The 25168-nt window shown below is 71.1% G+C and carries 28 protein-coding genes; 3 read left to right on the top strand and 25 right to left on the bottom strand.

What is annotated here, in order from left to right:
• The first annotated feature begins 87 nt into the window (after positions 1-87).
• Positions 88-2025, top strand: a complete 1938-nt coding sequence (locus EGT67_RS08095; protein ID WP_127915548.1) for an acyl-CoA dehydrogenase family protein — start codon at positions 88-90, stop codon at positions 2023-2025.
• A 30-nt stretch (positions 2026-2055) separates the two neighbouring features.
• On the opposite strand, the gene EGT67_RS08090 is transcribed toward EGT67_RS08095, so the two are convergent.
• The 15 genes from EGT67_RS08090 to EGT67_RS08020 form a co-directional block, all read right to left on the bottom strand.
• The gene (locus tag EGT67_RS08090; RefSeq protein WP_127915547.1) at positions 2056-3219 is read right to left on the bottom strand and encodes a PQQ-dependent sugar dehydrogenase; all 1164 of its coding nucleotides are present in this window, start codon (positions 3217-3219) and stop codon (positions 2056-2058) included.
• A gap of 14 nt (positions 3220-3233) precedes the next feature.
• Positions 3234-3632 carry a nitroreductase family deazaflavin-dependent oxidoreductase gene (locus EGT67_RS08085; protein ID WP_127915546.1) on the bottom strand — a complete coding sequence of 133 codons (399 nt, stop codon included), beginning with the start codon at positions 3630-3632 and terminating at the stop codon, positions 3234-3236.
• An 86-nt stretch (positions 3633-3718) separates the two neighbouring features.
• Complete coding sequence (locus EGT67_RS08080) at positions 3719-5887, bottom strand: heavy metal translocating P-type ATPase (RefSeq protein ID WP_127915545.1); 2169 nt, start codon at positions 5885-5887, stop codon at positions 3719-3721.
• On the bottom strand, positions 5888-6091 hold the full coding sequence (locus EGT67_RS08075; protein ID WP_127915544.1) for a heavy-metal-associated domain-containing protein: 204 nt from the start codon (positions 6089-6091) through the stop codon (positions 5888-5890).
• A gap of 34 nt (positions 6092-6125) precedes the next feature.
• Positions 6126-6407, bottom strand: coding sequence for a metal-sensitive transcriptional regulator (locus EGT67_RS08070; protein ID WP_013416995.1), 282 nt, complete (start codon positions 6405-6407; stop codon positions 6126-6128).
• Between the two features lie 16 nt (positions 6408-6423).
• On the bottom strand, positions 6424-6669 hold the full coding sequence (locus tag EGT67_RS08065) for a hypothetical protein (protein ID WP_206612315.1): 246 nt from the start codon (positions 6667-6669) through the stop codon (positions 6424-6426).
• Positions 6666-7169, bottom strand: coding sequence for a hypothetical protein (locus tag EGT67_RS08060; protein ID WP_127915543.1), 504 nt, complete (start codon positions 7167-7169; stop codon positions 6666-6668). Before EGT67_RS08060 ends, EGT67_RS08065 begins: the two co-directional genes overlap by 4 nt.
• Positions 7138-7554: a hypothetical protein gene (locus EGT67_RS08055; protein WP_127915542.1), complete on the bottom strand. Its 417-nt coding sequence runs from the start codon at positions 7552-7554 to the stop codon at positions 7138-7140. Before EGT67_RS08055 ends, EGT67_RS08060 begins: the two co-directional genes overlap by 32 nt.
• Positions 7555-7825: 271 nt before the next feature.
• Positions 7826-8455 carry a hypothetical protein gene (locus EGT67_RS08050; RefSeq protein ID WP_127915541.1) on the bottom strand — a complete coding sequence of 210 codons (630 nt, stop codon included), beginning with the start codon at positions 8453-8455 and terminating at the stop codon, positions 7826-7828.
• The gene (hemB, locus tag EGT67_RS08045; RefSeq protein WP_127915540.1) at positions 8452-9429 is read right to left on the bottom strand and encodes a porphobilinogen synthase; all 978 of its coding nucleotides are present in this window, start codon (positions 9427-9429) and stop codon (positions 8452-8454) included. The genes EGT67_RS08050 and hemB overlap by 4 nt, the downstream gene beginning before the upstream one ends.
• A gap of 18 nt (positions 9430-9447) precedes the next feature.
• A complete protein-coding gene (locus EGT67_RS08040) occupies positions 9448-11013 on the bottom strand; it encodes a bifunctional uroporphyrinogen-III C-methyltransferase/uroporphyrinogen-III synthase (RefSeq protein WP_127915539.1) in 1566 nt (521 codons plus the stop codon).
• Between the two features lie 72 nt (positions 11014-11085).
• Positions 11086-12096, bottom strand: a complete 1011-nt coding sequence (hemC, locus tag EGT67_RS08035; RefSeq protein ID WP_127915538.1) for a hydroxymethylbilane synthase — start codon at positions 12094-12096, stop codon at positions 11086-11088.
• On the bottom strand, positions 12093-13466 hold the full coding sequence (locus tag EGT67_RS08030; RefSeq protein WP_127915537.1) for a glutamyl-tRNA reductase: 1374 nt from the start codon (positions 13464-13466) through the stop codon (positions 12093-12095). The genes hemC and EGT67_RS08030 overlap by 4 nt, the downstream gene beginning before the upstream one ends.
• On the bottom strand, positions 13463-14269 hold the full coding sequence (locus tag EGT67_RS08025) for a redox-sensing transcriptional repressor Rex (RefSeq protein ID WP_206612314.1): 807 nt from the start codon (positions 14267-14269) through the stop codon (positions 13463-13465). The genes EGT67_RS08030 and EGT67_RS08025 overlap by 4 nt, the downstream gene beginning before the upstream one ends.
• A gap of 209 nt (positions 14270-14478) precedes the next feature.
• Entirely contained in the window at positions 14479-14742 is a 264-nt protein-coding gene (locus EGT67_RS08020) for a glutaredoxin family protein (RefSeq protein ID WP_127915536.1), read from the bottom strand.
• 189 nt (positions 14743-14931) lie between these two features.
• Here EGT67_RS08020 and EGT67_RS08015 point away from each other — a divergent pair, with 189 nt between their 5' ends.
• Positions 14932-16059, top strand: a complete 1128-nt coding sequence (locus tag EGT67_RS08015) for an HAD family hydrolase (protein WP_127915535.1) — start codon at positions 14932-14934, stop codon at positions 16057-16059.
• On the opposite strand, the gene EGT67_RS08010 is transcribed toward EGT67_RS08015, so the two are convergent.
• The 7 genes from EGT67_RS08010 to EGT67_RS07980 all read right to left on the bottom strand — a co-directional run bounded on the left by EGT67_RS08010 (position 16017) and on the right by EGT67_RS07980 (position 21565).
• Complete coding sequence (locus EGT67_RS08010; protein WP_127915534.1) at positions 16017-17096, bottom strand: lysophospholipid acyltransferase family protein; 1080 nt, start codon at positions 17094-17096, stop codon at positions 16017-16019. The genes EGT67_RS08015 and EGT67_RS08010 overlap by 43 nt on opposite strands.
• A 103-nt stretch (positions 17097-17199) precedes the next feature.
• A complete protein-coding gene (locus EGT67_RS08005; RefSeq protein ID WP_421958104.1) occupies positions 17200-18258 on the bottom strand; it encodes an NAD-dependent epimerase/dehydratase family protein in 1059 nt (352 codons plus the stop codon).
• A gap of 207 nt (positions 18259-18465) precedes the next feature.
• Complete coding sequence (locus tag EGT67_RS08000) at positions 18466-18567, bottom strand: 30S ribosomal protein bS22 (protein ID WP_003402602.1); 102 nt, start codon at positions 18565-18567, stop codon at positions 18466-18468.
• Positions 18568-18778: 211 nt separating this feature from the next.
• Positions 18779-19039 carry a helix-turn-helix domain-containing protein gene (locus tag EGT67_RS07995; protein ID WP_127915533.1) on the bottom strand — a complete coding sequence of 87 codons (261 nt, stop codon included), beginning with the start codon at positions 19037-19039 and terminating at the stop codon, positions 18779-18781.
• Between the two features lie 137 nt (positions 19040-19176).
• Entirely contained in the window at positions 19177-19992 is an 816-nt protein-coding gene (gene proC, locus EGT67_RS07990) for a pyrroline-5-carboxylate reductase (RefSeq protein ID WP_127915532.1), read from the bottom strand.
• Between the two features lie 68 nt (positions 19993-20060).
• Positions 20061-20909, bottom strand: coding sequence for a thioesterase family protein (locus EGT67_RS07985; protein WP_127915531.1), 849 nt, complete (start codon positions 20907-20909; stop codon positions 20061-20063).
• Positions 20906-21565 (bottom strand): MerR family transcriptional regulator, encoded by a 660-nt coding sequence (locus EGT67_RS07980; RefSeq protein WP_127915711.1) that lies wholly within the window; start codon positions 21563-21565, stop codon positions 20906-20908. Before EGT67_RS07980 ends, EGT67_RS07985 begins: the two co-directional genes overlap by 4 nt.
• A 113-nt stretch (positions 21566-21678) precedes the next feature.
• Here EGT67_RS07980 and EGT67_RS07975 point away from each other — a divergent pair, with 113 nt between their 5' ends.
• The gene (locus tag EGT67_RS07975; RefSeq protein WP_127915530.1) at positions 21679-22095 is read left to right on the top strand and encodes a hypothetical protein; all 417 of its coding nucleotides are present in this window, start codon (positions 21679-21681) and stop codon (positions 22093-22095) included.
• An 18-nt stretch (positions 22096-22113) separates the two neighbouring features.
• Here the strand turns inward: EGT67_RS07975 and EGT67_RS07970 are convergent, their stop codons facing one another.
• From EGT67_RS07970 to EGT67_RS07960, 3 genes are read right to left on the bottom strand one after another with little or no spacing between them, the layout of a single operon-like run.
• Entirely contained in the window at positions 22114-22956 is an 843-nt protein-coding gene (locus EGT67_RS07970) for a sugar phosphate isomerase/epimerase family protein (RefSeq protein WP_127915529.1), read from the bottom strand.
• A 40-nt stretch (positions 22957-22996) separates the two neighbouring features.
• A complete protein-coding gene (locus EGT67_RS07965; RefSeq protein ID WP_127915528.1) occupies positions 22997-24175 on the bottom strand; it encodes a hypothetical protein in 1179 nt (392 codons plus the stop codon).
• A complete protein-coding gene (locus tag EGT67_RS07960; protein WP_127915527.1) occupies positions 24172-25125 on the bottom strand; it encodes a Ppx/GppA family phosphatase in 954 nt (317 codons plus the stop codon). The genes EGT67_RS07965 and EGT67_RS07960 overlap by 4 nt, the downstream gene beginning before the upstream one ends.
• Positions 25126-25168 lie beyond the last annotated feature (43 nt).

Genomic DNA, 25168 nt, shown 5'->3' with positions numbered 1-25168 from the left:
TCACATCGCGTCGGCGTGTCCGTTCGCGCAGGTCGGGCGCCGGACCGTTCCCCAGCAGGACGCGCCTGCCCGCACTACGTTCGGAACATGGCGACCACGGCGGATTCCCTGCGGACGACCCTCGACGGCCGGTGGGCGGAGGTGCGCGAGAAGGCCCGCGTCGACCTCTCCACCGACGAGTTCCGACCTCACTACACCCCGGACCTCGGCCGCGCCCGGGCGAAGACGCTCGAGCAACTGCGGGTCCTCGCGGCCGGCGGATTCGTCGACCGCGGCTTCGGTGTCGACATCGGCAGCGGGGCCGAGCCCGGCGCCGCGGTGACCGCGATCGAGATGCTGGCGATGTCGGACCTGTCGCTGATGGTGAAGGCCGGCGTGCAGTGGGGACTGTTCGGCGGCGCCATCGAGAACCTCGGCACCGAGGACCATCACGCCGAGTACCTGCGTCCGATGATCGACCTGGACCTGCTGGGCTGCTTCGCGATGACGGAGACCGGGCACGGCAGCGACGTGCAGAGCCTCGAGACCACCGCCACCTACGACGCGGCCACCGACGAGTTCGTGGTCCACTCCCCCACCGCGTCGTCGCGCAAGGACTACATCGGCGGCGCGGCCGAGCACGCGCGGACGGCCGCGGTGTTCGCGCAGTTGGTCGTCGGCGACGAGTCGCACGGGGTGCACTGCCTGCTGGTGCCGATCCGGGACGCCGACGGCAACGACCTGCCGGGTGTGACGACGTCGGACTGCGGCTACAAGGGCGGCCTGCCCGGTGTCGACAACGGCCGCATCGTGTTCGACCAGGTGCGGGTGCCGCGCACGAACCTGCTCAACCGGTACGGGTCGGTGGACGCCGACGGCGTGTACTCGTCGCCGATCGAGAACAAGAACCGCCGCTTCTTCACGATGCTCGGCACGCTCGTGCGCGGGCGGGTGACGGTGGGCGGGTCGGCCGCCGCGGCGGCGCGGGTGGCGCTGACCATCGCGACCCGGTACGCGTTGCAGCGCAAGCAGTTCAGTGCACCGAGCGGAAGCGACGCCACGCCGGATCCCGAGGTCCCGATCATGGACTACCTCGCACACCAGCAGCGTCTGCTGCCGCACGTCGCGCGCGCCTACGCGCTGGGCTTCGCGCAGAACGAACTGGTCGCGAAGATGCACGACATCCAGACCGCGACCGAGGTCGACCCGGGCGATCAACGCGAACTCGAGTCGCGGGCGGCGGGACTGAAGGCCGCCAACACCCGGCACGCGACCCGCGCCATCCAGGAGTGCCGCGAGGCCTGCGGCGGCGCCGGCTACCTCGCCGAGAACCGCCTGACGGCACTCAAGGCCGACTCCGACGTGTTCACCACGTTCGAGGGCGACAACACGGTGCTCACCCAGTTGGTCGCGAAGGAACTGCTCACCAAGTACGCCGACGAGGTGCGCGGGATGAGCCCGGTCGAGTGGATGACCTTCGCCGCCAATGCGTTCGGTGACGCTGTCCGCAAGCGCACCGCGGCACAGCAGATCATCCAGACGATCCTCGACACCCGCCAGGACAGCGAGGAGGACGGCAGCCTCTTCAACCGCGGCACCCAGTTGACGATGTTCGAGGACCGCGAGGAGTACCTGCTCGCGACCGCGGCACGGCGCCTGCAGGCCGCGCGCAAGCGCGAGGACGACCCGTTCGCCGCCTTCAACTTCGTGCAGGACCACGTGCTGCACGCGGCCCGCGCCCACATCGACCGGGTGGTGCTCGAGGCGTTCATCGCCGGCATCGACGCGTGCGCCGACGAGACGGCCCGCGACCTGCTCGGCGATCTGTGTGACCTGTTCGCGCTCACCGTGATCGACGAGGACAAGGCGTGGTTCATGGAGCACCGCCTGCTCTCGGTGGAGCGCGCCAAGGCGGTGCGCCGCGGCATCAACGAGCGCTGCCGCTCGCTGCGCCCGCACGCCGCGACCCTCGTCGACGGACTCGGTGTCCCCGACGCGCTCGCCGGCGCGGTGATGCTCGACGCTCCGAGCACCGACGGCCGGTAGCCCGCCGTCGGGCACCGCACCCGGTTCGCGTCACCGCGGCGCCGGTGCGACGCGCAGGACTCTGTCGTTCGTGCCGTTGTCGGTGGTGACCAGCAGGCTGCCGTCCGCCATCCGGGTGGCCGAGCGCAGGCGTCCGTAGTCGCCGGCGAGCGCCGAGTGCGAATCCGTCACGCTGTCACCGTCGTCCGACAGTTTCAGGAACAGCAACTCCTGTCCCTGCTGGCTCGTGACGGCGAGCGCGCCGTCCCATACGCCCCAGCCGGCGCCGGAGACGAACGTGCCACCGGGCGTCGCGATCGTCGGCTTTCCCGAACTCCACACGGCCGCGACGGCGCCGGGAACCCGGTCGGGATCGGTCATCGGCACGCTCTCGTCGTAGACGCCCGGCTCGCGATCGGGGCGGTATCCGTAGTTGGCGCCCGCGCGCAGCAGGTTCACCTCGTCGTCGCGGTCGGTGCCCTGCTCGATGCCGTACAGCCGGCCGGTTCCGGGCTGCAGCGCCAGACCCTGCACGTTGCGGTGCCCGAGGGTGAACACGGGACTGCTGGGGTCCGGATCGCCGGACGCCGGCGATCCGTCCGTGTCGACGTGCAGCACCTTGCCGCCCAGCGAGTTCCGATCCTGCGGCACCGTGGGCCGCGCCGAGTCGCCGGTGCCGATGTACAAGGTGCCGTCCGGGTGGGCCAGGATGCGGCACCCGCCGTGCCGGCCGCCCGCGCCCACCGGCATCCCCGTCACGACGGCGCCGGTGCGGGTGAGGGCGGTCCATCCCGGGTCCGCCGTCCACGACACCACCCGGATGTCGGTGCCGGACGCGTCGCGGTGGCCCTGGCAGGTGTAGACGGTGCGACTGGTCGCGAAGTCGGCGGCGAGAGCGATGCCCATCAGCCCGGTCTCGCCCTGCGCGTACAGATCCGACAGGTCCGCGTTCACCTCGCCGGTGCTCCCGTCGGGGCGTTCGGCCACGAAGCGGCCCGCGCGCTCACCCGTGAGGATCGTGCCGTCGGGGGCGATCACCACGTCCCACGGCCGGGCGAGACCCTCCATGACCGTGGTGACCGCGAGATCGGGAAACGACGCGCCAGGTTCCTCGGGCCCCGCGCACGCCGTCGGCACCGCGCCCAGTCCGATGACCGCCGCCGCCATGACGGCCCCCGCCCCCGACAGCGGTTTACGCGCGGGACGGATCCGCATCCGGGACGGTCCCGCTAGCCCGCGGTCGTGAGCGCGAACACCGGGTGGTCGACGGGATCCGGCAGTTTGTCCCAGTAGCCCTGCACCGTCCTGCCCGCCTTCACCCGATACGCCGCGATGATCGGTTCCCGGGCGGCGACGGGGACCTCCGTGGCGGTGTAGTGCGCGGTGTGGCCACGTCGGCTCACGTCCACCTCGGGGGAGGCGCGCAGGTTGCGGACCCACTCCGATTCGCCGCGAGTCGAGACGAGGTAGCGCACCCCGTCGACGTCGACGGGCACGACGGGCACCGATCGGGGCTCGTGACTGCGCCGGCCGGTGACGGTGATCTTCTCGGTGCCGCTGACACCGGTGGCGAGGGCGATACGGTTGAACACCTCGCGGACCAGCAGCGGCGGTTTCAGGTATGCCATCTCAGAAGTATGAGCGCGTTCGACGCGCATGTCACCGACGAACTGTCGCGGATCGCGCGCGGTGCGGCCCCCGCGCGCTCATGCGATCAGCGAAACCGCCTGAGCCGCAGGCTGTTCCCCACCACGAACAACGACGACAGCGCCATCGCGGCGCCCGCGATCATCGGGTTCAGCAGACCGGTCGCGGCCAGCGGGATCGCCGCGACGTTGTAGGCGAATGCCCAGAACAGGTTCCCCCTGATGGTGGCGAGGGTGCGCCGCGACAGCCGGATCGCGTCGGGTACCGACCGCAGGTCGCCGCGCACGAGCGTCAGGTCGCTCGCCTCGATCGCCGCATCCGTGCCCGTGCCCATCGCGATGCCGACGTCGGCGGTGGCGAGCGCCGCGGCGTCGTTGACGCCGTCGCCCACCATCGCGACGGCGCCGTCCTCGCGCAGTCGCGCGATCGTCGCCGCCTTCTGGTCGGGCAGCACCTCCGCGATCACCCGGTCGATGCCGACGTCGCGCGCGACCGCGGCCGCGACGGCCTCCGCGTCGCCGGTGAGCAGGACCGGGGTCATGCCGAGGTCGCGGATCTCGCGGATCGCCTCGGCGCTGGTGGGCTTGACGGCGTCCGCAACGACCAGCGCACCCCGCACCCGGCCGTCCCACGACACGATCACCGACGTCCGACCGTCCGGGAGCAGACCCCGCACCTCGGACGGCAGTGAGCCCTGCGCGCGCCCGACGCGGACCTGGTGACCGTCCACCACGCCCTCGACGCCGATGCCGGGACGGTTCACGAACCCGGTCACCGGCAGCGGCCGCGGCACCGCGCGCACGATCGCCCGTGCCACCGGGTGCTCCGACCCGGATTCGACGGCCGCGGCCAGCGCCAGCACCCGGTCGCGGTCCTCCCCCCGCGCCGCGACGACATCCTCGAACTCCATCCGGCCGGTGGTGACGGTGCCGGTCTTGTCGAAGACCACCGTCTCGATGCGGCGGGTCTGCTCGAGCACCTCCGGCCCCTTGATGAGGATGCCCAGTTGGGCGCCGCGCCCGGTCCCGACCAGCAGCGCGGTGGGTGTCGCCAACCCCAGCGCACACGGACACGCGACGATCAGAACGGCGACCGCGGCGGTGAACGCCTCCGTCGTCTGGTGCCCCAACAGCAGCCACACCGCGAGAGTCGCCGCGGCGATCACCAGCACCACCGGCACGAACACCGCCGACACCCGGTCCGCGAGGCGCTGCGCGTGCGCCTTGCCGCTCTGCGCCTCGGTCACCAGTTTCGCGATGTGCGCCAGTTGCGTGTCGGCTCCGACCCGTTCGGCCCGCACGGTGAGCAGACCGTCCGTGTCGATGGTGCCGCCGACCACGGCGTCACCCTCGCCTACGTCGACGGGCACGGACTCCCCCGTGAGCATCGACGTGTCGACGGCCGAACGGCCCCGCACGACTCTGCCGTCGGTCGCGATCTTCTCGCCGGGACGCACCACGAACTCGTCGCCGACCCGCAACGCCGACACCGGGATCCGCTGCTCGGCGCCGCCCCGCAGCACCGACACGTCCTTCGCGCCCACCTCGAGCAAGGCCCGCAGCGCGGCGCCGGATCGGCGCTTGGCCCGCGACTCCGCATATCGGCCGGCGAGCAGGAACGTCGTGACGCCGGCCGCGACCTCGAGATAGATCTGGCCGGACGGATCGTGCGCGCCGGGCCGGAACGTGAACTCGTGCGTCATCCCGATGTGGCCGGCGGTGCCGAACACCAGCGCCCACGCCGACCACCCGTACGCGGCGAGCGTGCCGAGCGAGACGAGGGTGTCCATCGTCGCCATCCCGTGCCGGGCGGTGACGGCGGCGGCCCGGTGGAACGGGTAGCCGCACCAGAACACGACGATCGTGGTGAGGACGAACGCGATCCACTGCCAGTAGTCGAACTGCAGCGGCGGGATCATCGACACCAGCACCACCGGCACCGACGCGGCGGTGGCCACCACGAGCCTCGTTCCGAGTCGGTCCCGTGCCGCCTCGGCCTCGGAGGGTTCCTCCGGTTCCGCGACGGTGGCCGTGTAGCCGGTCTTCTCGACGACGTCGATGAGGTCCTGCAGCGCCACGGCATCGGCGTACCGGACGTGCGCCTGCTCGGTGGCGTAGTTGACGGTGGCGGTGACGCCGTCGAGCTTGCCGAGTTTGCGCTCGATCCGCGCCGCGCACGACGCGCAGGTCATACCGCCGACGTTCAGTTCGACGGTGCGCGGCGCGGTGGTGGTCACCTACTGGACCAGTTCGTAGCCTGCCTCGGTGACCGCGGCGGCGACGGCGATGGTGTCCAGCGGGGTGTCGCTGGACACGACCACCCTGCCGGAATCGACGTCCACGTCGACGCCGGTGACACCGGACAGTTCGCCGATCTCCTCGGTGACCGCGGCCGCGCAGTGCTGGCAGGTCATGCCCTTGACGAGATAGGTGTGCTCCATCGTGGGCCTCCTTGGGTTCAGAATCGCACCGGGCTCAGGAGCGCACCAGGCGCGCGATCGCATCGGACGCCTCCTTGACCTTGGCGTCCGCCTCCGGGCCGCCCTTCTTCGCCGCCTCGACGACGCATCCCGCGAGGTGCGCCTCGAGCAGCTTCAGGGACACCGACTGCAGTGCGGACGTGGCCGCCGACACCTGGGTCAGCACGTCGATGCAGTAGCGGTCGTCGGCGATCATGCGCGAGATGCCCTGCACCTGGCCCTCGATGCGCCGCAGACGCTTGAGCAGGTCCTCCTGCTGCGGGCTGTATCCGTTCATAGCCCCATGATACCCCCTATGGGTACCTCGGGGCACGGAGTCTGCGCCGGACGTCGAGGACCAGCAGGCCCGCGACGAGCACCGACGCGAACGCCGCCGCGATCCACGGGCCCGAGTAGTGGACGCTGGTGTAGGACGGCGTATCCGGCGCGACGGGCGCGAACTCGCCGGTGCTCACGCCCCGGGTCCAGCACAGGACCGTCGCCACGAGCGCCGCGACGGCACCGACGGCCTCGGCGACCACCACCACCGGCCGGGTCACGCCGACGTCCCGTCCACGCCGGCGAGCGCCTCGGTCAGTGCGTCGCGTAGGCCGTCGTCGTCGCGGGCCCACGCCTGCACCAGCGAACCGTCCCGCAGTCGCAACCCGATCGCCGTCCGCCGACGCGGCACCCCGGACAGCTCCCCGAGGCTGCGGGCGCTCTCCCACGGCTCCGGGTCGTCCGCGTACGGGTCGGCCGCGGGCAACACGGCCTCGATCTCCGCGACCGGCAACTCCTCGGCACCCTGCCGCAGCGTCGTGCGGGTCAGCGACACACTCACGTGCCGACGGGCCGCGGCCACCTGCACGTACACGATGCCGGCGAGGATGGCGGCGAACAGCGTCAGGGCGAACCAGTGCACCACCGGCCCCGTCAGCAGTTCGATCACGAGCGCGACCACGCAGAACACCGGACCGTAGGCCACGGTCCGCCAGCGGGCACCGGGCTCGTCGAACAACACGTCCGGCTCAGCCGGACTGCCCGCGTCGGAACCACTCACGCGCACCCTCCCGGAACACCAGAACCGCCGCCACCACCAGCAGCAGCGGAATCACCAACAGCACCGGTGCGATCACACCGATCGCCGACAGCGCGATCGTCACCAGCGCGAACACCGACGACAGCACAACGACGACGAGCCGCAGTCGCGGACTGCCCGCCCGCGTCGGCGCCGCGAGGAAACCGATGACGAGACCGAACACCAACGACGTGGCCCCGATCCCCCGCAGCAGCCACACGAACGAATCGGCGTCGGAGCCGAGTTCCTCGCGGATCGCGTCGGCGGACGTCGTCAACGCCAGCAACCCCAACAAAACCATGACGGCCGCGCACAGCACCCAGATCCAATACGCGATGGACACCACGCGCGGGGTCGACTCACTCACCACCCCATCCTGAGGCATCGACCGCAGTCGGACGAGCGGGCGCGACGAGCGGGGGTGGCTCAGGAGGCGAGGACACCCGGAACGATCACGAGCGCGAGCGTCGCCAGACCGAACAGCGCGATCAGCGCGATCCACAGCAGCTCCCGTCGCCCACCGGTGCGATGTTCGACGTGCATCACGACCCCCTGAACGGTCTTTCGAACACCCTGTTCGTGTGACCCGATTCACAGTACCGGGGACCGCCCGGAAGACCGAATCACGGACGATCCGGTCAGCGCGCGACCGGCAGGTTCAGGAAGTACTCGTTGGATTCCTTGCGGTGCATCAGCACGATCGCGCCGACGGCCACCACCGCCTGCAGGATCCCCGCGCCGCCCATCACGAGTGCGGCCGTCCCGGTCGCGGCACCCGCCCCGAAGACGGTCGGGATCGCCGAGAACACGGTGAACACCCCGGCCATCGTCAACAGCATCCGGGCCCAGTTCTTGCCCTTGCGCATCTTGAAGTCGAACAGCACCGTCAACCCGCCCAGCACGAGGGTGAGGAACACGCCTGTCGCCACCAGGCCGAACACGAGCAGTTGCTCCGCCTGCGACCGGGTGACCGTGACGTCGGGCTGCTTGGCGAACTCGTCCATCAGCTGGTCGACGAACGAGGTCCGGTCGCTGTAGACGAACAGCAGCGCCGCGATCAGGTACACGACGCCCAGCGCCGCGACGACGAACCACAACTGGAACGCGGTCTGGACGTCGGCCGGGATCGGCTTCTGCTCCTGCACCGACGGCGGCGGCGGGTACTGACCCGGCGTCTGCGGGGGGCCGGCCGGGTACTGCGGGCTCCCCGGCCAGGGGTCGGGCTGTCCCGGCTGCTGCTGGGGAGGTCCGGGCCACTGCTCGCTCACGACAGCCACCCCGCGGCCTCGGCGGCCCAGTAGGTCAGCACGATGTCGGCACCGGCACGCCGGATGCTCAGCAGCGACTCGAGTACGGCGGCGTCGCGGTCGATCCACCCGTTCTGCGCGGCCGCGGTGATCATCGCGTACTCCCCGGAGATCTGGTACGCGGCCACCGGCACCGTCGACCGGTCGGCGACCTCGCGCAGCACGTCCAGGTACGACATCGCGGGCTTGACCATCACCAGGTCGGCACCCTCGGCGAGGTCGAGGTCCACCTCGAGCAGCGACTCGCGGCGGTTCGCCGGATCCTGCTGGTAGGTGCGGCGGTCCCCCTCGAGCGACGAGCCGACGGCCTCGCGGAACGGGCCGTAGAACGCCGACGCGTACTTCGCGGAGTAGGCCAACTGCCCGACGTCGGTGTGGCCTGCGGCATCGAGTCCCTTGCGGATCGCGGCGACCTGGCCGTCCATCATCCCGCTCGGTCCGAGCAGGTGGGCGCCCGCGTCGGCCTGCGCGACCGCCATGTCCACGTAGCGGGCCAGGGTCGCATCGTTGTCGACCCGGCCGTCGGCCGACAGCACACCGCAGTGCCCGTGCGAGGTGAACTCGTCGAGGCACGTGTCCGCCATGAGCACCGTCGAATCACCGAGTTCGGTCCTCAACGCGGCCAGGCCGCGGTTGAGGATGCCGCCCGGGTCGGTCGCACCGGACCCCTCGGGGTCCTTGTCCTCCTCACGCGGCACGCCGAACAGCATGAGCCCGCCCACGCCGGCCGCGACCGCGTCGGTCGCCGCCTTCCGGAGCGAGTCCAGCGTGTGCTGGACGACGCCCGGCATCGACGAGATCGGACGCGGCTCGTCGATGCCGTCGGCGACGAACATCGGCAGCACGAGATGACGCGGCTCGAGCGACGTCTCGGCTACCAGGCGGCGCAGCGCGGGGGTACCGCGCAGGCGACGGGGACGGTGAACTGGAAACACGGTTCTCCCGAAGGTGGGTCAGCGGCGGGCGCGGGACTTCTTGCGCGGAGGCGGCAGCGCACCCTCGGCGCGCAGTCGGGCCGCGTGCTCGGCGAGTGCCTCGACCAGCGGTCCCATCTGCGCCGTCTCCGGCTGGACGTCGACACGGAGACCGAACTCGATCGCGGTCTCGGCGGTCTTCGGTCCGATGCACGCGACGATCGTGCGGGCGTGCGGCTTGCCGGCGATGCCGACGAGGTTGCGCACCGTCGACGACGACGTGAAGCACACGGCGTCGAAGCCACCCGTCTTGATCATCTCGCGGGTCTCGGCCGGCGGCGGCGCCGCGCGCACGGTGCGGTAGGCGGTGACGTCGTCGATCTCCCAGCCGCGTTCGCGCAGGCCCTCGGCAAGGGTCTCGGTGGCGATGTCGGCACGGGGCAGCAGGACGCGGTTGACCGGGTCGAACACCTCGTCGTACGGCGGGAAGTCGGCCAGCAGGCCCTCGCTCGACTGCTCACCCGACGGCAGCAGTTCCGGCGTGATGCCGAACGAGCGCACCTTCTCCGCGGTGGCCTCGCCGACGCAGGCAATCTTCACGCCGGAGAACGCGCGCGCGTCCAGGCCGAACGCCTCGAACTTCTCCCACACGGCACGCACCGCGTTGGTGGAGGTGAACACCACCCACTGGTAGCGGCCGTCGACCAGGCCCTTCACAGCCCGCTCCATCTGGGCCGGGCTGCGCGGCGGCTCGACCGCGATGGTCGGGACCTCGATCGGGATGGCGCCGTGCGTGACGAGCCGGTTGCTCATGTCGGCGGCCTGCTCCTTGGTGCGCGGCACCAGGACGGTCCAGCCGTACAGGGCGCGCGACTCCCACCACGACATCTTGTTGCGCTGCGCGACGACCTTGCCGACCGTGACGATCAGCGGGCCGACCAGTTCGGAACCGGCGTCGTTGAGCGTCGCCAGGGTGGCCTCGACGGTGCGCTGCTGACGGGTGGTGCCGCGGACGGTGATCGCGGCCGGGGTCTGCGGGGCCAGCCCGTGCTCGACGAGCGCGCTGGCCGTCTCGGCGAGGTGCGCGGCGCTCGCGTGCAGCACCAGCGGGCCGGGGGCCGCGGCCAGCGCCGCCCAGTCGACCTCGCCGCGCACGTCGGCCTCGGTGTGCGCCGAACCCAGCGCCATGCCGGCGTAGCTCGGCACCGCGGACCCGGACGGCAGCCCGGGCAGCACCTCGAACACCACCTGGGTGCGCGCGACGGCCGAGACCTCGGCGATCACGGAGTCGGTGGTCAGCGGGTCGCCGGCGACGAGGCGGACCACGTCGTGGCCGTTCTTGGCCTCGGCGACGAGGGTCTTGGCGACCTCCGCGGGCTCGCCGAGCGCGGGACGGACCTCGGCGATCGGCTCGTCGGTCTCCGGATCGCGGCCGAGCGCGGTGCCGACCAGAGCCGTCACGCCCTTGTCGACGTCGGGATCGGTGAAGGCCAGCGCCGCCGACGCGAGCACGTCGCGCGCGCGGACGGTGAGCAGCGCCGGGTCACCGGGACCCGATCCCACAAAGAGGATCCGTCCGGGGCTGTTCTTACGGACTCGGCTCATCGGTAGTTCTCCAGTGCGGTCTCATGTCGATAGGAAGAAAAAGCAAAATCGGGCCTCGGAGGGGCAAGCAGGTCAAGCATCGGCATCACCGTCCTCGGCAATCGTCATCAGATCTCGGGCGCCGAGCTCGAGGAGTTCACGCGCAACCGCGCGCCCCAGCTCGTCCGCACGCTCGGGCGACCCCACTGTGGACGCCCGAATCACATCGGAACCGTCGATCGCGGCGGCGCAGCCCCGCACGGACAGTTCCTCGAACACACGGCCCTCGTCGTCGATCGACTCGACGACCTCGGCGATCGCGCCGACCGGCGCGGTGCACCCCGCCTCCAGCTCGGCGAGCAGCGCCCGCTCCGCGACGACCGCGGCCCGCGTCGCAGCGTCGTCGAGCTCGGACAGGACCGCGATCAGCTCCGGGTTGTCGGCCCGGCACTCGACGGCCAGCGCGCCCTGCGACGGCGCCGGCAGCATCTGCACCGGCTCGAGCGTCTCGGTGATCTCGGCGGACCGGCCGATGCGGGACAGCCCCGCACGGGCGATGACGATCGCGTCGAGCTCGCCGGACGCCACCTTGCCCAGGCGGGTGTCGATGTTGCCGCGCAGCGGCTCGATCTCCAGCCCCAGGCCGAGGGCGCGCAGCTGGGCGCGGCGGCGCGGCGCGGACGTGCCGATCTTCGATCCGGGCGGCAGCTCACCGAGCACCAGCCCGTCCCGGGCGACCAGGGCGTCGCGCGGGTCCTCACGGGTGGGGACCGCGGCGATCACCAGATCGTCGGGCTGCGCGGTGGGCAGATCCTTGTACGAGTGCACCGCGACGTCGACCTCGCCGGCCAGCAGCGCCTCGCGCAGTTCGGCGACGAACACGCCGACACCGATGCGCTGCACCGGACCCGAGGTCACGTCGCCCTTGGTCTTGATGATCACCAGTTCGGCGGGGTGCCCGGCCGCGATCAGCGCGTCCCGCACATGGCCGGCCTGCGTCGTGGCGAGCAAGCTGCCGCGGGTTCCGATCCGCAGGGTGCGGGTGCCGGGGCGCGCGTCGGATTCGTGGCCGGCTGTCGCTGTCGATGCCGCGTCCGTGCTCATGCCTGCGCGTCCTTTCCTGCTACGTCGGTGCCGGCGGCGAATTCGCCGAGGTCGATCGGTGCTGCGACGGCCTCCGCCGATCCGGGCCGCAACTCGAACAGCTCGCGCAGCGCGGCCGCGTACGAGTCGCCGCCCGGGGCCGAGGCGAGCTGTTTGACGCGCACCGTCGGTGCGTGGAGAAGCTTGTCGACGACGCGGCGCACGGTGCGGGCCACCTCGTCGCGCTGCGGGTCGTCCAGTCCCGGCAGGCGCGAGTCGAGCCGCAGCAGTTCCGCCTCGACGACCTCGGCGGCGCGCTGGCGCAGCGCGGTCACGGTCGGGGTGACCTCGGCCTGGCGCTGCGCGGCCAGGTACTGAGCAAGTTCGGAGGCGACGATCTCGCGGGCGGCGTCGGCATCGGACGCCGCGGCGCCGGCACCCGGATCCCGTTGCAGCGCAGCCATGTCGAGCACGACCACGTCGGGCAGGCCGGCGACGGACGGCTCCACGTCGCGGGGCAGGCCCAGGTCGCAGATCACGAGCGGGCGGTTCGGCTCGCGTCCCGGTCGGGCCAGGGCCCGGTGGGTGTCGGCGAGCGTGACGACCGAACCGACCGCGCCGGTACAGGTGACGAGTACGTCGGACTGCGCCATGGCGTCGGACAGATCCTCGAATCCGACTGCGACGGCATCGATTCCGTTGCCGACGGCGGTGGCGGCAAGGTGCTCGGCGCGCTCGCGGGTGCGGTTGACGACGAGGATGCGTCCGATGTCGGCGCGGGTGAGATGCGCGACCGACAGGCTGCCCATCGCGCCGGCACCGACCACGACGGCGGTGCGGCCGACCAGACCGCCATCGCCGAGGATGCCGGCGGCGCGGTCGAGCGCCACGGACACGACCGACGCGCCGGCGGCGTCGATGCCGGTCTCGGAGTGCACCCGCTTGCCGACCCGCAGGGCCTGCTGCGCGAGTTCGTGCAGAGCGCGCCCGGCGGCCTGCTGGGCGTCGGACGCGGCGTACGCGGCGCGGATCTGGCCGAGGATCTGCTGCTCGCCGATGACCATCGAGTCCAGACCGCTGGCGACGGCGAAGAGGTGCTCGGCCGCGGCCTCGCTGTATCGGACGTAGGCGTGCTTGTGTAGATCGGCGATGTCGAGTCCGGCGTGCTCGGCGAGCAGGTCGCCGATATCGGCGAGGGCTCCGTGGAATGCGTCCACGACGGCGTAGATCTCGATGCGGTTGCACGTAGAGACGATCATCGCCTCCGAGATGTGGGCCGAGCCCAGCATCTTGTCCGTCAGCTTCGGGCGGTCGGTGTCCGTGACCGCGATCCGCTCGAGGACGGAGACGGGAGCGCTACGGTGCGAGATCCCGACGAGAAGCACACTCACGGCCTGATCACCGATCCGTTTCTGGTCGAAGCGCCGACAGCCGCGGACGCGGCGGCGGCCTGGGGATTACGTTGCTCGTCCGGAGGCGTGTTCCGGGCCATGTTGAACGACAGCACCTGCATCTCCATCGCGAGATCGACCCGACGCATCTCCACATGGTCGGGGATCTCCAGCGCGAGCGGCGAGAAACTGAGGATGCAACGCAGCCCGGCACCCACGAGCTGGTCGCACACGTCCTGCGCCGCGGCGTCGGGCGTGGCGATGACGCCGATGGTGGCCTCGAGGTCCCGGCACGAGTCGGCGAGCTCGGTGACGTCCCGGACGGTCAGCCCACCGATGGTGGAGCCGACGCAGGCCGGATCCCTGTCGAAGAGTCCGACCATCGAGAAGCCGCGGCGGTCGAAACCGCCGTATCCGGCAAGCGCGCGACCGAGATTGCCGATGCCCACCAGCACGACACGGTGACCACGATCCAGGCCGAGGGCGGATTCGATGCGGGCGCGCAGCCGGGCGACGTCGTAGCCGACGCCCCGAACACCGTTGGGGCCCAGGAACGACAGGTCCTTGCGCAGCTTGGCCGATCCGACACCGGAGGCGTTGGCCAGTTCCTCGCTCGAGACGATGAGTGCACCCTCGTCGGCGAGCACTCCGAGGACCCGCAGGTATGTCGCGAGGCGCGTCACCGTAGCCTGGGGGATGTCGCGGTGCTGAGCAGCCGCAGAAGGTCCACGTCGCGGAGCGGACGGAGCAGCCCCGGTGACGCCGCGGGCCACTGACCCCTGCGCCTGGTGCTGTTCGGTCACGTCGATGGCTCCTCGTCCGGTCGGCCGTGTACCCCGGCCTTCGTGAAGGTCCCGGGGGATTTGTTCACACCACGGTAACCGCTTGTGAAGCCATGCACAAAGTTGCTCGACCGCCCCCAGACGTGCTCTCACCTGCAAAGCGACCGGATTCGACGACGCGGGGTGACCCTTCCCACTCCCCTGCCGGCCCGCCCTCCGCCGAGCCGGAATCAGCCCGCCGAGAGGTCGGCGCGCAGCCGGTCCTCGTCGACCTCCCAGTAGCTGTGCTCCTTTCCGTCGAGCAGGACGACGGGCAGCCGGTCCCCGTACTCGGCGCGCAGATCGGGGTCGTCAGCCGCGGCCTCGTCGACGTCGATGCAGGTCAGTTCGAGATCGAACTCCCGGCAGATCTCGTCCAGCAGCTCGCGCGCGGGAACGCACGCCCCGCAGCCGGCGCGGGTGAGGAGGGTGATCCGGTTTCGCGACTGGTCCATGAGCACCAGTGTTCCTCGAGGCCGCGGACTTCCCGGACGGCGGTTCGGCGGCGCCGGCGCGGGAGAGTTCCGGACCGTTCCGTTTCGAGACGAACATCACACGCCGAGAGCGCGACATCGATCCGACAGGATGCGTCCGGGCGCTCGGGCTAGGGTGAGCCAGAGGTGTCTGCGACGCGGGAGGTGCGTGTGCCTGGGCGATCACTGCCGAACGGCGCGAGATCCGGCATGGGGCTGTCCGGGATCCTGCGCCCCGGACGCCGCCGGATCCGGAATCTGCTGGGTCCGAGCGAGGCCGAACTGCGCGCCAATCTCGCCGGCGAGGCCAGCGCCGACGCGGCGCTCGCGCTGCAGGAGGCGGAGGCCCTCGAAGCGGCGGCCCTCGAGGCGGCCGAGGCGGAGGCCCTCGAAACGGCCCCCGAGGTGGCGGAGCCACCGGCCGAGCCCGCCGAACCGGCCGTTCCCCGCGACCTCACCGCCGCGGCGTTCTTCGACGTCGACAACACGATGGTGCAGGGCGCGTCGATCATCCACTTCGCGCGCGGCCTCGCCGCCCGCAAGTACCTCCGGACATCGGACCTGGTCGACTTCGCGTGGAAGCAGGTCAAGTTCCGGATCACCGGCAAGGAGAACAGCGACGACGTCGCGGAGGGCCGGGAGAAGGCGCTGTCGTTCGTCGCCGGACGCTCGACGGCGGAACTCGCCCGGCTGGGCGAGGAGATCTACGACGAGGTCATCGCCGACAAGATCTGGGCCGGAACGCGCGCGCTCGCGCAGATGCACCTGGACGCCGGCCAGCAGGTGTGGCTGGTGACGGCCACCCCGGTCGAGTTGGCGCAGGTGATCGCCAAGCGCCTGGGCCTGACCGGCGCGCTGGGTACGGTCGCCGAGAGCAAGGACGGCGTGTTCACCGGCCGCCTGGTCGGCGACATCCTGCACGGCCTCGGCAAGGCCCACGCGGTGCGCACCCTCGCGATCCGGGAGGGCCTCAACCTCAAGCGGTGCACGGCATACTCGGACAGCTACAACGATGTGCCGATGTTGTCCCTGGTCGGCACATCGGTCGCCGTCAATCCCGACGCGGACCTGCGCGAGCTCGCGAAGAACCGCGGCTGGGAGGTGCGCGACTTCCGCACCGGACGCAAGGCCGCGAAGGTCGGCATTCCGACTGCGCTGCTGCTCGGTGCGGTCGGCGGCGCCGTCGGCGCGATCCTCAGCCGTCGGCGCGAACGGGCCCTGCTCGCGGAGCTGGCCGCCGCCGGGCCCGGCCGGGCTCAGCCCATGAACACGTTGCGGCGCTGCGCCAGCAAGCGGTAGAGGGTCTGCTGGATCGTCTCGCGGACGTGGTCGGTGACCTCGAACAGCACCATCGGGTCGTCCGCCTCGGCGGCGTCGTAGGTGTCGGTGACGATCGGGGTGCCGAACTCGATGTACCACTTGGACGGCAGCGGGACCAGGCCGAGCGGCCCGAAGTGCGGGAACAGCGGCGTCACCGGAAAGTACGGCATGTCCAGCAGGCGCGCGAGCGGCGCGATGTCACCGATCTTGGGGTAGATCTCCTCCGACCCGACGATCGAGCACGGGATGATCGGCGCACCGGCGCGCATCGCCGCCGAGACGAACCCGCCGCGACCGAAACGCTGCAGCTTGTAGCGCTCGGAGAACGGCTTGCCGATGCCCTTGTAGCCCTCGGGGAACACCGCCGCGACCTCGCCGCCGCGCAGTAGCCGCTCGGCGTCCGGGTGGCACGCCAGGGTGTGTCCGGCCTTGCGCGCGATATTGCCGACGACCGGCATCTCGAACGCCAGATCGGCCGCGAGCATCCGCAGGGCCCGGTGCTGGGGATGGTGGTCGTGCACCGCGACCGAGGTCATCAGCGCGTCGAGCGGGACGACGCCGGCGTGGTTGGCCACGACCAGCGCGCCGCCCTGTGCCGGGATGTTCTCCACGCCGCGGACCTCGACCCGGAACCACTTCTCGAACAGCGGGCGCAGCGCCGGCAGGAACACGCCGTCGGTGAAGTGCGGGTCGTAGCCGAACTCGTCCACCTCGTAGTCGCCGGCGATGCGGCGGCGCAGGAAGCCGGCGACACCGGTGACCTGGCCGACGACGCGGGACCGGAGCGCGTCGAGCGGCGATCCCCCGTGCTCGCCCGCAGCCTCCGCCGCGCCGCTCGCGGGCGCTTCCTCCGCGGCCCTCGCGGCTTGCTCCGCGGCCCTCCCCGCCTCGTCCGCCGGTTCGGGATGCGGCCGCCGCGTCACCGGGGACGGCGCATGTCGATTCGCCACGCGGTCACGCGCCGGGCGGGCGCCCGCGCCGCCGTGCAGGGGAATCACCTTCGCCACCTCGTTCACGAACGCCACCTGCCCTTGTGTCTACCTGCGCTGTATGTGCCGGCTCTGCATGTGCGTGTTCTGCATGTACGTGCTCTGGATGTCAGTGTTCCGGGTTCCCGGCTCACCTGCCGGTCCGGGGCGCGGTCGTGGCCCCCACGACCGCGAGCGCCGTAGATTCGGCCCGGTCCACCCATTCGGGTTTGATCATCGGGGTCAGGCCGGTGCCACGGACGAAGTCGTCGAGCGCCTGCAGCGTCGTCCACCGCGGCTCGAAGCCCAGTTCGGCTCGCATGCGGGTGGTGTCGAGGCCGCACCCGAAGTGGAAGTAGTCGAGCTGTTCCCGGGTGAACGACCGCATCTGCGAGCCCATCAGCGCCCGGCCGGCGCTGCGGAACAGCGAGAACGGCATCGGCACCTCGACCCGTCCGGCACGCCGGATCGCCTGCGACATCATCACCGCCCCGTCACCCGCGACATTGAACGTCCCGGCGGGACCGGCGACCGTGGCCCGCTCGAGTGCGGCGAGGGCATCCTCCTCGTGCAGCAACTGCATGCGTGCGTCGCGGCCGAGGATGCTGGGGACGATCGGCGACGACAGGTACCGCGCCACCCAGCCGTGCCGTCGCGGACCCATCAGGGGCGCCAGGCGCAGGATGGACACCGCGATGTCGGGACGACGGCGCCCGAGGCCGCGGGCATAGCCCTCGATCTCGATGCAGTCGCGAGCCCAGGCGCCCTGCGGCGGGCGGCGGGCGCTCATCTCCTCGGTGAACTTGGCGGGGTCCTTGGGGCTGCCGCCATAAACGGCGGAGGCCGACCGCAGCACCACCTTGCGCACCGACGGGGCCTTCTGGCACACCGCGAACAGCTGCATCGCGCCGATGACGTTCATGTCCTTCATCGCCGCCCGGCTGCCGGACTTGGGTGCCTGCGCCACCGTCGCAGCGTGGACGACGGTGTCGACCTCGGCGCCGCGAATCACTTTTCCGATGATCGGGTTCCGGATGTCGGCCCGGACGAACTCGGCGCGGCCCATGCGGCGCATCATGTCCTTGCTCGGGGAGACGGCGTCGACCGCGACGACCCGCTCGACCCGGGGGTCCTGCGCGAGTCGCGCCACCAGGAACCCACCGGGGAACCGGCTCGCACCCGTCACCAGCACCACCTTCGGTGGCTGCACACCGCGATCGTCAGGACTCACCGCTACCCCCGTCCTTTGGCCCCTCCGGCGAGCCTAGCCAATCCGGGAGCCCCGGCAAGGGTTCGACGCAAGGCTTTACACCTTGGCAACACGTCACCCGGACAGGGCGGGACATGCCACCCCGAACACACGGATGCCCGCCACCGCAGGGGTGACGGGCATCCGTGTGCAAGAGCCTCTACCGGCTTACTTGCCGAGCTTCCGACGCTGAACTCGCGTGCGACGAAGCAGCTTGCGGTGCTTCTTCTTCGACATACGCTTGCGGCGCTTCTTGATCACTGAACCCATGGTGGGTGTCCCTCACAGTCTTCTATAGCGTTCAGCGCACGCCGGTCACGTACGCCTGTGTCTTCCTCTGGCGCTGAGGCCTCGTTCGCCACTGGCCGTTCTCACGACCCCAGCGCCTGACGACACCGGCTGGCTGGTACGACGACTCACGATCGTACCGGGACGGGTCCGCTCGGCGAAAACCGAGGTTCACCGTTTCGATTCCGGCCTGTCAGCCGGCGTCGAAATACGAGGTCTCCAGATAGTCGTGGACCGCCTTGGCATGAACACGGAAGGAACGCCCGACGCGAACGGCGGGCAGTTCACCACTGTGAACGAGGCGGTACACGGTCATCTTCGAAACCCTCATCAGCGTCGCTACCTCCGCGACGGTGAGGAACTGCGTCCCGGCAAGGCTCGAGCCGCCAGGGCTGTCTTGCTTACCGGGCTTGTCTGACTTTGCCGGGTTTGCCGGGTTTTCCGGGGATCCCATCTGTCCACATACCTCCGGCACGTGTCGCGCCGCCGGCTTCCCCTCCGGCGGAACAGACACGCACGTGCTGACACGAGCTTAGCGTTGCCAGAGGGGTTGATGCGACGGGTGTTGCAAACAAGATCGACAATTTCGATCTACTCGGGTGTCACCCCGAGTTCGGCGGACCGGTCACGGGCGGCCGCGAGAGCGTCGTAGAACGCGGTCCGCAGGCCCCCGCGCTCGAGTTCACGCACCGCGGCGGCGGTGGTGCCACCAGGGGACGTGACGGCGGCCCGCAGCGCAGTAGCGCTCTCACCCGACTCGGCGAGCATCGCCGCGGAGCCGACCATCGTCTGCACCACCAGTTCGCTCGCGGTCGCGCGGGTCAGGCCGAGCGAAACGCCGGCATCGATCATGGCCTCGACCGCGAGGAAGAAGTACGCGGGACCGGAACCGGAGACCGCGGTCACCGCGTCGATCTGCGACTCCGGGACCGTGGTGACGGTGCCCACCGTCCCGAGGATCGAGCGCACCAGGTCCAGGTGCTCGGCCTTGACGTGACGCCCCGGCGCGATGGCGCTCGCGCCCTGCCCGACCAGCATCGGGGTGTTCGGCATGACCCGGACGACCGGGAACCCGGCGGGCAGCTTCACCTCGTACCGCGACGTCGGGATACCGGCCGCGAGCGAGACCAGGATCTGCTCCTGCTCGCCGTCGAGATCGACCTTGCCGAGCGCCGTCAGCACCGAGTCGACGTCCGTGGGCTTGACCGCGACGACGATGACGTCCGCGCCCTCGGCGGCGTCCTCGGGGGTCGTGACCCGGATCGAGTACGCCGCGGCCAGTTCCTCGGCACGAGCTTCGTACTGCTCGGCGACGACCAGGTCCCGCACCGCGTGACCACCCTGCAACAGTCCAGAGATCAGGGCCTCACCGATCTTGCCGCCACCGATCACCGCAATTCTCGTCATGCCGTCCAGCCTGCCACGACGGACAATCGCGACCTCCCCCGGTCCCGGCGGCGCCGAGACCGGGAAGGTCAGCGCGGAATCATGGCGAGCTGACGGCTCTGCACCACGACCGCACCGGTGGAGTCGAGGACCGTGTGATCCTCCTCGAACCACGTGTCGCCGAGCACCGTCGAGCTGGCCATCACGCGCAGCCACCCGGGGGCGGGCTGCCGGCGCAGGTACGTCGTCAGCTGGACGGTGGGCGCCCAACCGAAGATGCCGCGGTTCATCGTCACGGGTGCGCAGATGTCACCGGTCATGATCGCGAACAGCGCCGCGGTCGCCGGGTCCTGCTCGTCGGCCGCCCACGGCCGGGCCCACATCCGCACCTGCGGCTCGCCCTGTTGCCCGCGCAGGAAGTGCGCCGACGACCCGTCGACGCTCAGGTCGCAGCCCTGTGCCACGTGCACGATCTGCGCCATCGGATGGTCGGCGGCCAGCGCCTGCGCCTCGGCCGGCGGCTCGGCGGGCAGCCCCGCGAGCGCCTGCTCCCCGGTGTAGTGCGGCTCCCCCGCATCGGGCACACCCAGCGTGACCGCGGCGTGCACGGCGGGCCGGCCGTTCTGGGACAGCTCGACGTCGACCAGCGAGACCTGACGTCCGCGCTTGCGGACGGTCGCGACGACCTCGACCTCTCCGGGGTCCGGCGCGGCGAGGTAGTTGGCGGAGACGGCGAGCGGTTGGACGGCCGGATCCACGGGCAGGTCCGGGAGCGCGGTGTCGGCCAGTTCCCGCCGGGCCGCGGCGGCGCAGACGGCCATCATGCAGCCGCCGTGCACCTTGGGGCCGATCGTCCAGATCGGGTCGATGTGGGCGGCGTACCTGCCGCCACCGTGCGGGGTGACGGCGGTGAGGTCCCGGAACGGGTGAAGAGTCACGACTGGTCCTGTCTGTCGGGGGTGGCGAAGTCGCCGAAGGCGCGTCCGGCAAAGGCCGCGGCGCCGATGTCCTGGTGCGCCAGCCGGCGCAGCGCCGCGAGCACGGGTTCGTAGATCGCGGTGCCGAGCACCGCGTACTCGACGGCGGACTCGACGGAATCGGTGGGCATCAGTTCGAGGTCGATCTCGGCGATGCCACGGATGTGACGCGCGTACACCTCGAGGCGCTCGTCGGTCATCGGGATGCCGACGTCCTCCGCGGCGGCCAGGGCGCGCTCCAGTTGCGCGACAACGGGATACGACGGTTCGTACACCTGCCCGAGGCGCTCCAGCACCGCGCGCGCCCGCGGGTAGTCGCCGGTTTCACCGTCGGCGTGGGCGGGATACGGCGGCAGCGCGGCCAGCGCGCGACCCAGGGTGTCGAAGACGGTGTCGGCGGGATGGTCGACGAGCCCGACGATCGTGCGAATCTTGCCGAGCGGCAGCCCCACCCCGGCGAGGGCCTTGATGAGCGCGAGACGCCGCACGTGCTGCTCGCCGTACTCGGCCTGCGTGGCACTGCTCGCCGCGCCGGGCATGAGCAGACCCTCGCGCAGGTAGTACTTGACGGTCGCGAGGGGCACGCCGCTGACGGCGACCAGTTCGGACACCCGCACCTCGACCCTCCCCTGCTTGACACCCGACCGCATCGGGTCGACGATGGAATTTCCTATTGGATAGTGGAACTATCCAATGTCGGGTTCGAGCCTACCGCACCGAGGAGCTCACCATGGATCCCGTACTCACCATCGTCGTCGGCGTCACCGTGCTCACCGTGGTCGGGATCGCGTCCGGCGGCGCGTTCCTGCTCCGCATCCTCACCGGCCACCAGGGCGCCAACGACCTGCAGAAGAGCTTCTTCCGCGCCGGACACGCGCACGCGGGGGTGCTCGTCACGCTCGGCATCCTGCTCGCCACCCTCACCGCGGTCGTCGACGCCAGCCCAGGGTGGGCGGCGGCCGGCGCGATCGCGGTACTGGTCGCGGCGATCTTCGTCCCGGCCGGGTTCTTCCTGTCCGTCCTGGGCCGCGATCCCGTGAAGCCCGGGCCGATGCTCGCGTCGATCTGGGTCGGGGCCGCGTGCCTCGTGGCCGGGCTCGTGATCTCCGGGATCACGGTGATCAGCGCGGGCGTCGCCGCGTTGTAGTGCCCGGTGCTGCGGGTCTCAGCGCAGGTTCTCGCGCGCGAAGCTCAGCGCCTGGCCCAGCATCGACGCCCGTTCGGGCCGGGTCCGCGCGTTCTGCGTGTTGATCTCGACGACGACCTGGCCGGCGAACCCGCTGTCGACCAGATGGCGGCACACCTCGACGCACGGCTGCGTGCCGTGCCCGGGGATGAGGTGTTCGTCGACCGAGGCGCCGCGTCCGTCGGCGAGGTGCAGGTGCGAGAGCCCGCTGCCCATCCGGCGCGCCAGATCGAGCGCGTCCATCCCGGCGGTCGCGGTGTGCGACAGGTCCAGCGTGTAGTGCCGGTGTCCGGAGTCGGTCGGGTCGTACGACGGGCTGAACGCCGACAGCGCCGCGCCCGGGCCGCCGCGGCGGCGCAGCCGCTCGGCCGTCCGCTCCCGTCCGCCGAAGAAGCTGTCGGCGCGCATCGGGAACATGTTCTCGACCGCGACCACGGCGCCGGTCTTCTCCTCGAGCTCGGCCACCTGGTCTGCGAACCCGTCGGCGTATCGACGCTGCCAGCGGAACGGCGGATGGACCACGACGTTCGACGCCCCGAGCGCCTCGGCGGCCTCGACCGACCGATCCAGCTTCGCGACGGGGTCGGAGCCCCACACGCGCTGCGAGATCAGCAGGCACGGCACGTGCACGGCCTGCACCGGCACCGCGTACTTGCGGATCAGACGCTTGACCGCAGAGATGTCCTGGCTCACCGACTCGGCCCACACCATCAGCTCGACGCCGTCGTAGCCGACCTCGGCCGCATACCGGAACGCAGCCTCGGTGTTCTCCGGATAGACGGAGGCCGTGGACAGTCCGACGAGGATCTTCCGATCCGGCATGCTCGCGCTCCCCACGACCCTTCCCTCCGCCGGCGACCGGTCAGCTCGTGCTGAGTAGGAAGGCCAGCGGACCGAGCGTGACGAAGACGCCGGCGACCAGAGCGATCACCAGGCTGGTGACGTCGTCGGTGCGCCGCAGGATCCGCACCATCGCGACGAGTCCGACGATCACGAGGACCGCGAGGACGAGCGCGACCATCGGCAGCATGTCCCACAGCTTCTCGAAGCCCTTGAACATCAGCGCGCCGGCGATGAGCGCGACCGCACCCTGACCGAGCAGGACGGCCCACTGCTTGGCACCGCTGGGCCCGGTTTCGAGTTCGTCGAGTTCGTCGAAGTCGTCGTTCTCGGCGTCGTCGACGTCCGTGTCGACCGGGTCGTCTGCGGGTTCGGTGTCGGCGGGCTTGCCGTTGGCCGGCTTGCCGTTGGCGGGCTTGCCGTTGGCGGGCTTGGCGTCGGCCGGCTTGGCGTCGGGCCGGGCGCCGCCCTGGCGCAGCAGGTCGCCCGCCACGGACTGCCCGGACAGCATGCGCGGCTCGGGCTCACCGTTACGCGGGAGCGGGGGAACCGGGTCGATGACGGTGGTCGTGGTCGTCGAGTTGGGCGGCGGCACCGACCGCCAGCCGGTGTCGACCGGCTCGGGGCGCTTCGGCGCATCGGCCTTCACCGCGGGGGCGATGACGGTCGGTGCGTCGGCGGCAGCAGGTCGGACCGCCGGCTTCTGCGCCGGCTGGGCGAGCGTCTGGGGCTGGGCCTTCACGGCGGGCTTCGCCGCCGGCGCGGCCGCGACGCCGGGCCGGACCTGGCCGACCGTGGCCGGGCCGACGTTGTTCTGGACGACCTTGGTCTCGGCGGCCCTGCGCGGAGCGGGATCGTTCGGCGCGGCCTGACCCTGGACGGCCTGGGTCCGGGCCGTCACAGGCGGGGATGCCGGGGCCTGCGGAGCCGCCTGGGCTGCCGGGGCCTGCGGAGCCGGAGCGGCGGCCCGCGGAGCCGGAGCCGGAGCCGGCGGCGGCGTGTCGGCCGCGTCGTCGGAACCGGCGGCGGCTGCACGCCCGTTCCGGACGGCCGGGAACTCTCCGGTCAGTTCGGCGACGGAGATGCCGCCCTTGACGCCGCGGCGTCGTCGGCCACCGGCACCGGAGCCGACACGCTGGCCGTTGCGGGCCAACAGCTCCGCAACCGAGATTGCTTGGCCGTCACCTTCGGGCTCAGTCATCGAGCGCTCACCACCAGTTCTCCACCCATGTCCGTATCGAGCTTGCGAAGAATCAGACCTTCACGCAGTGCCCACGGGCAAATCTCGAGCGTGTCGATCCCCAGCGCGCGCATGCTGGCCTCCGCAACGAGAGCACCGGCCACGATCTGCTGAGAGCGGTCGGAGCTCACGCCCTCCAATTCTGCACGGTCCGACGCAGTCATCCGCGAGATGAACGCGATGAGCTGCCGCAGACCGCTCGCCGTGAGGTTCCGTTTGACGCGCGGACCTGCGGCGGACGGTGCGGCGCCGGTCAGCCGGGCCAGCGAACGGAAGGTCTTGGAGGTGCCGACGTGCAGGTCCGCCTCGCCCGAGGCGCGCAGTTGCTTCGCCGGCGCGACCAGCTCGGCGTCGAGCCAGTCCCGCAGCACCGCGACGCGACGCTTACCGGGCGGGTCCTCCTGCAGCCAGTCGCGCGTGAGGCGTCCGGCGCCCAGCTGCAGCGAGAACGCGACGTCCGGGTCCTCGTCGCCGCCGCACGTCAGCTCCAGCGAGCCACCGCCGATGTCGAGGTTGAGGATGCGGCCGGCGCTCCAGCCGTACCAGCGCCGCACCGCGAGGAAGGTCAGCCGGGCCTCGTCGACACCGGACAGCACCTCGAGGTTCACGCCCGTCTCGGCGCGCACCCTCGACAGCACGGCCTCGGAGTTGTTGGCGTCGCGCACCGCGGACGTCGCGAACGCCATCAGCTCACCGCAGCCGGACGACTGCGCGATCCCGGCGAAGTCCTGCACGGTCGCGACCAGGCGGCCGGCACCCAGGGGCGTGATGTCGCCCTTGTCGTCGGTGTTCTCGGCCAGCCGGAGCGTCGCTTTCGTCGAACTCATCGGCGTGGGGTGCCCACCACGATGGGCGTCCACCACGAGCAGATGGACGGTGTTGCTTCCGACGTCGAGTACCCCAAGGCGCACACGGCTACGGTACTGGGTCTACCGTCGGGCACTGTGACAGCAG

This window comes from Prescottella agglutinans, from assembly GCF_004011865.1.
GTDB classification, from domain to species: domain Bacteria; phylum Actinomycetota; class Actinomycetes; order Mycobacteriales; family Mycobacteriaceae; genus Prescottella; species Prescottella agglutinans.
This window is presented reverse-complemented; position numbering and strand designations above follow the sequence as displayed.